The organism is Methylibium sp. (assembly GCF_013817365.1).
Lineage (GTDB): Bacteria > Pseudomonadota > Gammaproteobacteria > Burkholderiales > Burkholderiaceae_C > Methylibium.
In genome coordinates this window covers 1-11265 of record NZ_JACDCU010000085.1, presented here as the reverse complement: position 1 = coordinate 11265, position 11265 = coordinate 1, and the positions used below count along the sequence as shown (strand labels likewise).

The 11265-nt window shown below is 66.0% G+C and carries 10 protein-coding genes; all 10 read right to left on the bottom strand.

The annotated features are described in order from the left end of the window. Window positions 1-2: 2 nt before the first annotated feature. On the bottom strand, window positions 3-893 hold the full coding sequence (gene sucD / locus H0W38_RS07585) for a succinate--CoA ligase subunit alpha (protein ID WP_292452607.1): 891 nt from the start codon (window positions 891-893) through the stop codon (window positions 3-5). Between the two features lie 29 nt (window positions 894-922). Beyond that, entirely contained in the window at window positions 923-2086 is a 1164-nt protein-coding gene (locus tag H0W38_RS07580; RefSeq protein ID WP_292452606.1) for a malate--CoA ligase subunit beta, read from the bottom strand. A gap of 215 nt (window positions 2087-2301) precedes the next feature. Then, a complete protein-coding gene (gene fchA, locus H0W38_RS07575; protein WP_292452605.1) occupies window positions 2302-2928 on the bottom strand; it encodes a methenyltetrahydrofolate cyclohydrolase in 627 nt (208 codons plus the stop codon). 42 nt (window positions 2929-2970) lie between these two features. Next, window positions 2971-3831 carry an NADP-dependent methylenetetrahydromethanopterin/methylenetetrahydrofolate dehydrogenase gene (locus H0W38_RS07570; protein WP_292452603.1) on the bottom strand — a complete coding sequence of 287 codons (861 nt, stop codon included), beginning with the start codon at window positions 3829-3831 and terminating at the stop codon, window positions 2971-2973. A gap of 25 nt (window positions 3832-3856) precedes the next feature. Then, window positions 3857-4807 (bottom strand): D-2-hydroxyacid dehydrogenase, encoded by a 951-nt coding sequence (locus H0W38_RS07565; protein WP_292452601.1) that lies wholly within the window; start codon window positions 4805-4807, stop codon window positions 3857-3859. 79 nt (window positions 4808-4886) lie between these two features. After that, window positions 4887-6134 (bottom strand): aminotransferase class V-fold PLP-dependent enzyme, encoded by a 1248-nt coding sequence (locus H0W38_RS07560; RefSeq protein WP_292452600.1) that lies wholly within the window; start codon window positions 6132-6134, stop codon window positions 4887-4889. Window positions 6135-6229: 95 nt separating this feature from the next. After that, window positions 6230-7492: a serine hydroxymethyltransferase gene (gene glyA, locus H0W38_RS07555; protein ID WP_292452599.1), complete on the bottom strand. Its 1263-nt coding sequence runs from the start codon at window positions 7490-7492 to the stop codon at window positions 6230-6232. A gap of 130 nt (window positions 7493-7622) precedes the next feature. Beyond that, the gene (locus tag H0W38_RS07550; protein ID WP_292452598.1) at window positions 7623-9305 is read right to left on the bottom strand and encodes a formate--tetrahydrofolate ligase; all 1683 of its coding nucleotides are present in this window, start codon (window positions 9303-9305) and stop codon (window positions 7623-7625) included. Between the two features lie 492 nt (window positions 9306-9797). Further along, window positions 9798-10436 (bottom strand): response regulator transcription factor, encoded by a 639-nt coding sequence (locus H0W38_RS07545; RefSeq protein WP_292452596.1) that lies wholly within the window; start codon window positions 10434-10436, stop codon window positions 9798-9800. Next, on the bottom strand, window positions 10433-11265 hold an 833-nt coding region (locus H0W38_RS07540; RefSeq protein ID WP_292452594.1), incomplete at its 5' end, for a sensor histidine kinase. The genes H0W38_RS07540 and H0W38_RS07545, both read right to left, overlap by 4 nt.

Below are 11265 nucleotides of genomic sequence, written 5' to 3'. Positions count from 1 at the left end.
CGTTAGGCCGCCTTCTTGAGCGCTTGCGCCACGGTCGTCCCGAGTTCCGCCGCGCTCGGCGCGACGAAGAGGCCATACGACTTCATGATCTCGGATTTCTCCGCCGCCGTATCGCCGACCGCCGAAATGATCGCGCCGGCATGGCCCATGCGGCGCCCCTTCGGTGCAGTCAAACCGGCGACGTAACCCACGACCGGCTTCGTCATGTTCTCCTTCACCCAGGCCGAAGCTTCCGCCTCCTGCGGCCCGCCGATCTCGCCGATCATGATCACGGCCTCGGTCTCCGGGTCTTCCTGGAAGCGCGCCAGGTGGTCGAGGAAGGAGCTGCCGTTGATCGGGTCGCCGCCGATGCCCACGCTGGTGGTGACGCCGATGCCCAGCGCCTTCATCTGCGCCGCGGCCTCGTAGCCCAGCGTGCCCGAGCGCGAGACGATGCCGACGTTGCCGCGGATGTAGATGTTGCCCGGCATGATGCCGAGCATGGCCTTGCCCGCGCTGATGATGCCGGCGCAGTTGGGGCCCACGACGGTGGTGCGCAGGTCCTTCGCGTAGCGGCGCAGGTAGCGCTTCACGCGCATCATGTCCTGCGCCGGAATGCCGTCGGTGATGATGCACACGAGCCGCAGGCCCGCGTCCGCCGCTTCCATCAGCGCGTCGGCCGCGAAGGGCGGCGGCACGAAGGCCAGGCTCGCTTCGGCGCCGGTGGCCTTGACCGCTTCCTTCACGGTGTTGAACACCGGCCGGTCGAGGTGCTTCTGTCCGCCCTTGCCAGGTGTGACGCCGCCGACCACGTTGGTGCCGTAGGCGATCATTTCCTTGGCATGGAAAGTCGCCTTGTCGCCGGTGTAGCCCTGCACGATGACGCGCGTTTTTTCGTCGATGAGGATGCTCATGTCTTGTGCTCCGTGTTCAGTGCCGAGGCTCAGGCGAGCTTGAGATCGCCGCGCGCGGCGGCAACCGCCTTGTTGGCCGCGTCGGCCAGCGAGTCGGCCAGGATGATGGGCAGGCCGCACTCGCGCACGATCTTCATGCCCTCGTCGACGTTGGTGCCCGCCAGGCGCACGATGAGCGGCACCTTCAGGTCCTTGGCCGCTTCCACCACGCCCTGCGCAACCCAGTCGCAGCGGTTGATGCCGGCGAAGATGTTGACCAGGATCGCCTTCACGCCCGGGTCGGACAGGACCAGGTTGAATGCCTGGCCCACGCGCTCCGGCGAGGCGCCGCCGCCCACGTCGAGAAAGTTCGCCGGCTCGCCGCCCGCGTACTTGATCATGTCCATCGTCGCCATCGCGAGACCGGCGCCGTTGATGATGCAGCCAATGTCGCCCTGCAGGCCCACGTAGTTCAGGCCATGCTGGCCGGCCTGCGCCTCGCGGGGGTCTTCCTGGGCCACGTCGCGCATTTCGGCGATCTGGCGGCGGCGGAAAATGGCGTTGTCGTCGAAGCTCATCTTCGCGTCGAGCGCGAGGATCCTGCCTTCCTTGGTGACGACCAGCGGGTTGATCTCGACCATCGTCGCGTCGAGATCGCGGAAGGCGCGGTAGCAGGCCATGAGCGTGGTCACCGCCTGGCTCACCTGCTTGATGCCCAGGCCCAGGCCGAAGGCGATCTCGCGGGCCTGGAACGGCTGCAGGCCCACGGCGGGCTCGACCTCGATCTGCATGATCTTGTCGTGGCTGATTTCCTCGATGTCCATGCCGCCCTCGCCGGAGGCGATGACGAGGATGCGCTCGGTCTTGCGGTCGAGCACGAAGCCGAGGTAGATCTCGCGCTCGAAGGGCTCGGCCGCCTCGATGTAGACGCGGTTGCAGACCTTGCCCTCCGGCCCGGTCTGGTTGGTGACGAGCCGCTTGCCGAGCAGCTCGCGCGAGATATCGGCCACCTCGTGGTAGGTGCGGCACAGCTTGACGCCGCCTGCCTTGCCGCGCCCGCCGGAATGGATCTGCGCCTTGACCGCCCAGTGCCAGCCGCCGAGTTCGGTAGCGACATAGACCGCCTGATCGGGGCTGTAGGCGACGCCGCCGCGCGGCACCGGCACGCCGAAGCCGGCGAGCAGCTCCTTGGCCTGGTATTCGTGAATGTCCATGCAATGCTCCTGTGATGTGTGTCCTGACGCAGCCGGACGGACTCACCCCCGAGGAGCGAGCCGGTCCGGGCGGCCCGGCGTTTCCTAGCGAGATCGCCCGGCATCGAGGCGCCGGGGGCCAGGCGTGTCGCGGGAGCGTCTTCTGGACGGAGCGCGACTCGGCTTGCGGCGCAGCGCCCGTGCTGTGACGGCGCTGCGCGGTTGAATGGCTGGGTTCAGCCGAGCTTGCCGTGCACCTTGTCGTGCACCTGTTCGGCAAGCGGCCCGCACTCGGCGAGCAGTTCTTCGAGTTGCGCGAGTCTGCTTTCGGTGAACTCGCGGTCCTTGATCTGGGGTGCGTTGATGTGCACGTTGAGCGCGGCGCTGCGCAGGGCGGCCCAGCCGGCCAGCACGCCCACACCGACATCGCTGATGACGTTGACGTTTCCCACTTCGACGGCGCGCGCCGTCAGGCGCATGACCTCGGCGCAAGCCACGGCGCAGTCGAGCGGCACCTGTGTGGCGCCCTGCAGGCCCTTCTGGATGGCGGCGCTGCGTGCGGACTTCTCTGCGTCGGTTCCCTTGGGCAGCTTGTAGCCGGCCATGAGCCAGTCGAAGGCGGCGATGTCTTGCGGGACCATCTCGAGCAGCCGCGTGCGCAAGGCCTCGGCTTCGCCGAGCACCGACTTCATCTCGGCTTCGGCGCTCTCGTAACCCTTCTTGCCGATGGTCAGGTTGCACACCATGGACACCAGCGCGGCAGCCATCGCACCCATGACGGCCGCGGCACTGCCGCCGCCGGGGGTCGCGTTGCCGCTGGCGAGGGCGTCGAGAAAAGCTTCGGTAGAGAGGTCGGTGATCATGGTCGGGCCTCGGCGAAAGTCAGTGATGCGTCGTGGTGCTTGTCATCCCACCATCGGCTTGGCGATGGCATAGATCTCCTCGGCATCCAGCACCAGATCGTTCTGCTCGAAAAGCTTCGCAATGCACGCCCGCTGCAAGCTGATCTTCAGCGCGCCGAAACCGATGGCGCCGAACACGGTCTTCCCAAAGCGTTCCTTGCCCTTGTCCATCATGTCGATGCCCTCGATGCCGAGCGTCGGCGTCGCATTGGCATCGGACAGCAACTCGAGCGTGGCGTTGTCCTTCCAGTGCCGCTCCTCGAGCAATTGCACGCCGGCGGCACCGGTCGCAAAGACGATCTGCGCACCCTGGATCGCTTTCGTGCGCGCTTCGTTGTCGGCCGCAACCGCCGTGGTCACCTCGATCTTGAAGCGCTGCTGGATCGCCTGCGCCGCGGCTTGCGCGCGCTCGGCGCTGCGCGAGGTGATGGTGACCTGGCAGCCTTCGCGGCTGAGCATCACCGCGGCACGCTGGCCCACCGGCCCGGTGCCGGCGAGCACGACCGCGCGCTTGCCTTGCAGCGAGCGGCCATGCGCCAGCCACGCCACGCCGGCGGCGGCGGTGGTGTTGGAGCCGTTGCTGTCGAGCATGACCGAGACGCGGAAGTTGGCGAAGAACTTCTTCTTTACTGCGGTGAAGAGCAGTTCGCCCTCGGCCATGCTGCTGCCGCCGACCGTGATGGCGGTGAACTTCTTGTCCTTGGGCGAACGCGTGAAGATGGTGCCTTCGACGAGCGCGCCGACGTTGTCGGGCGTCACGCCGCCGTAGGCCGACACATGATCGGCACCGCCGTCGTAGGAGACGACGTTGTCGAACACCGACGGGTGTGGGTCGGTGTCGAGTTGATAGAGAAGCTTCTTCATGGTCGAGCTTTCCGGTTTTCGTCGCTCAAGTCACCAAGTGCTGCGGCTTGCCCGCCACCCACAACTCGATGTTGTCGATCAACTGGTCCGCCAGGAACTGCATTGCACCGTCCGACGCCCACGCCACATGCGGCGTGAGGATGAAGTTCGGCCGGCGCACGTCGAGCAGCGGGTGGCCGTTCTTCGGCGGTTCGGTGGTCAGCACATCGAAGCCGGCGCCCGCGATCAGGCTTTCTTCGAGCGCCTGGATGAGCGCCGCTTCATCGACCAGCCCGCCGCGCGCGGTGTTGATGAGCAGCGCATTGCGCTTCATCTTGCGGAACTGCTCGATGCCGATGATGTTCTTCGTGTCCGGCGTGAGCGGACAGTGCAGGGAGATCACGTCCGACTCGGCCAGCACCTGCTCCATCGGCGTGAACTCCACGCCCTCCATCTTCGGCGGCGCGTGATCGGCGAACAGCACCTTCATGCCGAAGCCGCGCGCGATCTTCGCGGTGCCCTGGCCGAGCGCGCCTTCGCCGATGATCCCCAGCGTGGCGCCGAAGAGATCGCCGATGTCGTGGGTGAAGAAGCAGAACTGATCCGACTTCTGCCACACGCCGTTTTCCACGTCCTGACGGTAGGCAATGATGTTGCGGCGCAGGGCGAGGATGAGCGCGAAGGCGTGTTCCGGCACGGTGTGCACGGCGTAGTTGCGGATGTTGGCGACCGCGATGCCACGCTTCTTGCAAGCCGCAACGTCGACCACGTCGTAGCCGGTGGCGGCCACGGCGATCATTTTCAAGTCGGGAAGCTGCGCGAGCGCTTCCTCGCGCAGCGGCACCTTGTTGGTGATCGCGACGGTGGCGCCCTTGAGCTTGGCGACCACTTCATCGACCGATGTCTTTGCGTGTTCGGTGTAGGCACTGTCGAAATTGAGCTTGCGCACTTTCGCCTTGAGCGAATCGCGGTCCAGGAAAACGACCGAATGGGTCATGACTGCTCCTCTTTTGCGAAGTGCCGCAACCGACTCCCAAAGGGCGTCTCGGTTGCGGCGTTCATCGGTGCCTTGCGGCTCAGCGCGCGCCTTCGTTGGAGCCGGTGGACTGCGATGCGTACACCACTTCGCTGCGCGCGACTTTCCTCTTCGGGATCATGTCGTTGCTGCGCCAGTAGCGCTGCGCCGCGGCCACGCCGCTGCCCGGCTCGATCTTGATGCCCACGTCCATCATGGCCATCTCCGAGCCGGCGATGGCGCCCAGCACCATCAGCTCGTTCAGATCGCCCATGTGGCCGATGCGGAACAGCTTGCCGGCCACCTTGGACAGGCCCGCGCCGAGCGAGAGGTTGTAGCGGCGGAAGGCCACGTCGATCACGTGCGCGCCGTTGATGCCCTCGGGGACCATGATGGCCGAGACGGTGTCGGAGTACCACTTCGGGTCCTTGGCGCACAGCTTCAGGCCCCAGCCTTCGGTGATCGCGGCGCGCACGCCGTTGGCCAAATAGGCATGGCGGGCGAAGATGTTCTCCAGGCCTTCTTCCATCAGCATGGTCAGCGCTTCGCGCAGGCCGTAGAGCAGGGGCAGGGAGGGCGTGTAGGGGAAGTAGCCGGTCTCGTTGGAGCGGATCATGTCGCCCATGTCGAAGAAGCAGCGCGGCTGCTTCGACGTTTCGCGCGCCTCGAGCGCCTTGGGGCTCATGCACACGATGCCCAGGCCGGCCGGCAGCATCAGGCCCTTCTGCGAACCGGCGACGCAGGCGTCGACGCCCCATTCGTCCATGCGGAAGTCGATGCAGCCCAGGCCGCTGACCGAGTCGACCATCAGCAGGGCAGGGTGCTTGGCAGTGTCCATGGCCTTGCGGACGGCGGCGATGTCGCTCGTCACCCCCGTGGCGGTCTCGTTGTGCGTGGCCAGCACCGCCTTGATCTTGTGCTCCTTGTCCTTGGCCAGGATCTCGGCGTACTTCTCGACCGGCACGCCTTCGCCCCACTCGCACTCGACCACCTCGACCTGGAAGCCCAGGCGCGTGACCATGTCGATCCACAGGTGGCTGAACTGACCGAAGCGCGAGGCGAGCACCAGATCGCCGGGCGAGAGCGTGTTGGTGAGCGCGGCTTCCCAGCCGCCGGTGCCGGTGGACGGAAAGATCACCGGCGTGCCGGCCTCGGTCTTGAAGATCTTCTTCAGATCGGCGAGCACCGCGCGCGTGAGGTCCGGAAACTTGGACGAGCGGTGGTCTTCCATCGACACGACCATCGCGCGCTGCACGCGTTCGGGCACGTTGGTGGGTCCGGGGACGAAAAGGAAATTGCGACCGGCCATGATGAGCTCCTGTGGAAATGATTCGGTGAATGGGTCGCGGCGCCTGGCGCGTGGTGCGACCCGGATCGGATGAAGCGGACGCTGGGGTCGGGCGTTCAGCTGCGCTGCGTCGGCCCGTAGACCGGCAGCCGCGCGCAAAGCTTCTGAACCTCGCTGGCGACGCGGGTGATGACCGTATCGTCTTCGGGGGCCTCCAGCACGTCGGCCATCAGCGTGGCGATTTGTGTCGCCTCCGCAATACCGAAGCCGCGCGTCGTGAGCGCAGGCGTGCCGATGCGGATGCCGCTGGTGACGAACGGCTTTTCCGGATCGTTGGGGATCGCGTTCTTGTTGACCGTCATGTGCGCACGGCCGAGCACGGCTTCTGCCGCCTTGCCGGTGATCTTCTTGGCGCGCAGGTCGAGCAGGAACAGATGGCTGTCGGTGCCGCCCGAGACGATGCGCAGGCCGCGCTCGGTGAGGGTGGCGGCCATCGCCTTGGCATTGGCCTTGACCTGCTGTTGGTAGGTCTTGAAATCGGGTTGCGCCGCCTCGAAGAAGGCGTAGGCCTTGGCCGCGATCACGTGCATCAGCGGGCCGCCCTGGATGCCGGGAAAGATCATCGAGTTGAGCGGCTTCTCGAACTCGGCGCTCGACAGGATGACGCCGCCGCGCGGGCCGCGAAGGGTCTTGTGCGTGGTCGAGGTGACGAAGTGGGCAATGCCGACCGGGCTGGGGTACTCGCCCGCAGCGATCAGGCCGGCGTAGTGCGCCATGTCCACCAGCAGGTAGGCACCCACGCCGTCGGCGATTTCTCGAAAGCGCTGCCAGTCGATCACGCGGGAATAGGCCGAAGCCCCCGCGATGATCATCTTCGGCTTGTGCTCCTGGGCGAGTGCTTCGACCTGCGCGTAGTCGATCGTTTCGTTCTCGGGCTCGAGGCCGTAGGACACCGACTTGTAGAGCTTGCCGCTGAAGTTGACCGAGGCGCCGTGCGTGAGGTGGCCGCCGTGCGCGAGCGACATGCCCAGGATCGTGTCGCCCGGCTTGAGCATGGCCATGTACACGGCGGCGTTGGCCTGCGAGCCGGAGTGCGGCTGCACGTTGGCGTACTCGGCGCCGAACAGCGCCTTGACCCGGTCGATGGCCAACTGCTCGGCCACATCGACGAATTCGCAGCCGCCGTAGTAGCGCTTGCCGGGGTAGCCCTCGGCGTACTTGTTGGTGAGCACCGAGCCCTGGATGGCGAGCACGCCAGGGCTGACGTAGTTCTCCGACGCGATCAGCTCGACGTGGTCTTCCTGGCGCTGCAGTTCCTGCTGCATGGCCTTCCACAGGGCGGGGTCGCGGTCTGAAACCAGTTGGCGGGGATCGAACATCTTGTCTCCTCAAATATGTTTGAAGTTGCCGCTATTTCAGCGGCTTTGCCTCAGTCTATTCCTGAAAGCTCGGCCGATATAGGTTTCTGGAAGCACAAGTGACCGACGCTGGGCGAGGGAATGGGTTTATTCAAAACAGGCCGATGACTTTGCCGTTGTCATCGAGATCGATCTTCTCGGCCGAGGGCACCTTCGGTAGCCCCGGCATGGTCATGACGTCGCCGCACACCATGACGATGAACTCGGCGCCGGCCGCCAGCCGCACTTCGCGGATGTTCAGGGTGTGGCCGGTCGGCGCACCGCGCGCGGCGGCATTGGTGGAGAAGGAGTACTGCGTCTTCGCCACGCACACCGGGTAATGGCCGTAGCCGTCGTCCTGCAGCTTCTTGATCTGCGTCGCGACCTTGGCATCGGCGCTCACGCCGGCGGCACCGTAGATCTTGGTGGCGATGGCGGTCACCTTCTCCATCAAGGTGGCCGACTCTTCGTAGACGAACTTGCAGGTCGAGCCGCCTTGCTGCTTGTCGAGAATCTCGACCACCTTGCGCGCCACGTCCTCGGCGCCCTTGCCGCCCTCGGCCCAGTGGCGCGCCACGATCACCGGCGCGTCGTGCTGGGCCATGCGGTCTTGAAGAAGCTTCAGTTCCGCCGGCGTGTCGAAAGTGAAGTTGTTGATTGCCACCACGCAGGGCAGACCGTAGTGCTCGCGGATGTTGAAGACGTGCTTCTCGAGATTGGCGACACCCTTTTCGAGCGCGGCCAGGTTCTCGGTGTTGAGTTCCTTCACGTCCACGCCGCCGTGGTACTTGAGGGCGCGGATGGTGGCGACGATGACCACCACGTCCGGCCGCAGACCCGACTTGCGGCACTTGATGTCGATGAACTTCTCGGCCCCCAGGTCGGCGCCGAAGCCCGCCTCTGTGACCACGTAGTCGGCGAGCTTGAGGCCCGTCTGCGTGGCGATCACGGAATTGCAGCCGTGCGCGATGTTGGCGAAGGGGCCGCCGTGCAGGATGGCGGGGTTGTTCTCCAGCGTCTGCACGAGGTTGGGCTTGAGAGCGTCCTTGAGCAGCACGGCCATCGCACCATGGGCCTTGAGGTCGCGCGCGGTCACCGGCTTTTGCGCCTTGGTGTAGCCGACGACGATGTTGCCGAGGCGCTGCTTCAAATCCTTCAGCGAAGTGGCCAGGCAGAAGATGGCCATGACCTCGGAGGCCACCACGATGTCGAAGCCGTCCTGGCGCGGATAACCGTTGCCCGGCCCGCCGAGCGAGCAGGTGATGTCGCGCAGTGCGCGGTCGTTCATGTCGAGCACGCGCTTCCAGGCGATGCGGCGCACGTCGATGTCCAACTCGTTGCCGTGGTGGATGTGGTTGTCCAGCATGGCAGCCAGCAGGTTGTTGGCGAGCTGGATGGCATTGAAGTCGCCGGTGAAGTGCAGGTTGATGTCTTCCATCGGCACCACCTGCGCGTAGCCGCCGCCGGCCGCACCGCCTTTCATGCCGAACACGGGCCCGAGCGAAGGCTCGCGCAGGCAACACAGCGCCTTCTTGCCGATGCGGTTGAGCGCATCGCCCAAACCGACCGTGGTGGTGGTCTTGCCTTCGCCGGCCGGCGTGGGGCTGATGGCGGTGACGAGGATCAGCTTGCCGTTGGGCTTGCCCTTCAACGAGTCGACATAGTCGAGCGAGAGCTTGGCCTTGTAGTGGCCGTAGGGCTCCAGGTGCTCGTCGGCGATGCCGAGCTTTTCGCTCGCGACCTTCGTGATGCGTTCGAGGGTTGCCGCCTGGGCGATGTCGATGTCGGAAGCCATGCCTTTTCGTCTCCTGCAGATGTGTTTTCGGAACTCTCAGCCAACGATGTTGACCCGCACGGGGACGCTCGTCCACCGAAACCTCGATGCGCAGCCGGCTTTAGGGCAGAGCGTGTCGGCCAGCGGTGAATCTGGCGTTCGTATCCGGCGACGGTGGTGCGCAGGGTGAGGCGCGCCGCGTCGAGATCCGTGTCGATGGGGCAAGAGCCGTTGAAGCCTCGGCGCGTCCATTGAGCACAAGCTCGGGTCGCGCTGCAGGGCTCCATCGTGGTCCCATCGTCGGCGTGTGGCCGAAGATGCATGGCTTGACAAAGCCGGCGCCACGGTGCGGGCATGCCTGGCAACCACGATCTCGGAGTTCGCCCTCGTAGGCGACGCACCCATCGTAGCCGGGCCGCCGGGAAATCACTGCACCGTGCGGCGCAAAACTGTTCGGCGCTTTCGGGAACTAAAGCGGTTCTGTGCAGTGCGGGCCGTGGGCCTCGCGCCGCTTCACTTCACCAGACTGTGCTCGGCGGCGTAGCGCGCCAGTTCCACATTGCTGCGCACCCCGAGCTTCGTCAACAGGCGCGTGCGGTAGGTGCTGACGGTCTTGGCGCTCAAATTCAGCGTCTGGGCGATCTGCGAGACCGTGTGCCCGTTGGCAATGCCGCGCAGCACCGTGAACTCCCGGTCCGACAAAACTTCGTTGATCGTGTCCAGCGGCTTGGCGCTCAGATTGCGAGCCAGCGCCCCCGCCAGCGCGGCACTGATGTAGGTGCCGCCATTGGCGACCAGGCGAACGGCCGTGATCAGCTGCTCCGGCGCGCTTTGCTTGTTGAGATAGCCCGCGGCCCCGGCCTTCAGTGCTCGCATCGCGAACTGCTCCTCCGGGTACATGCTGAGGATGAGCACGGAGAGGTCGGGGTGGTCGAGCTTGGCGCGTTTGAGCACGTCGAGAACGTTCTGGCCCGGCATGTCCAGGTCGAGCACCAGCACGTCCCAGTGCTCCTCGCGCAGCAACTGCGCCACGCGCGCTCCGTTCTCCGCCTCGCCGATCGCTTCGACCTCGGCCATCTCGCCGAGCAGGCGCCTCAGGCCGAAACGAAGGATCGCGTGGTCGTCGGCGATCAGCAGCCTGAGCCGGCTCATGCGTCTTCGGGTTCGGCCGGCGGCATGGACAAGCGCACCGTCGTGCCCCGACCGTCACGTGTGACGAGTACCAGTTCGCCGCCGATCGAGCGGGCGCGTTCGCGCATGCTCAGCAAGCCGAAGGAGCACGGTGCGATCAATTCGGCGCCGGCGATGCCCCGGCCGTCGTCGGACACCTCGATGACGAACCGGCCGCCCTCGACGCGCACGACCATCTCGACGCTGCTGGCGCCGGCATGGCGCGCTACGTTCGTCAACGCTTCCTCGACGATGCGGAACGCCGCCGTCGACACGCCGTCCGAAATGCGCGGCAGCTCCGCGGGCAGCACCAGGCGGCACGGGATGCACACCAGTTCCTCGAACTGCCGGGCCTTCCAGCGCAGGGCTTCCCACAGGCCGAGTTGTTCGAGCGGGAAGGGCCGCAGCGCCGCGATCACGTGCTGCACCGACCGCAAGGCGGTGTCCACCATGTCGGTTGCCGCCCGGCGCACCCAGGGCCCGCGCCTGCCGTCGGCCGGCAGGCGGCCGAGCGTTCCCGACAGCTCGAACTTGAGCGCCGTGAGTGTCGAGCCGAGCTCGTCGTGAACATCGCGCGCGATGCGCAGCCGTTCTTCTTCACGGGCCGCCTCGACGCGGGCCGAATGCTGGCTCAGCGCCTCGTTCGCCGCCTGCAGTTCCGCCGTGCGTTCCCTTACCTTCTGTGCGAGGTGGTCATTGGCGAAGGCGAGTTGCCCGGCTACGTCGCTTTGTGTCGCGAAGCTGCGGCGCATCAGCGCCAGCAGCAGCAGCCCGGGCACCGTGGCGATCACGCCGATCAGCACCGCATCGT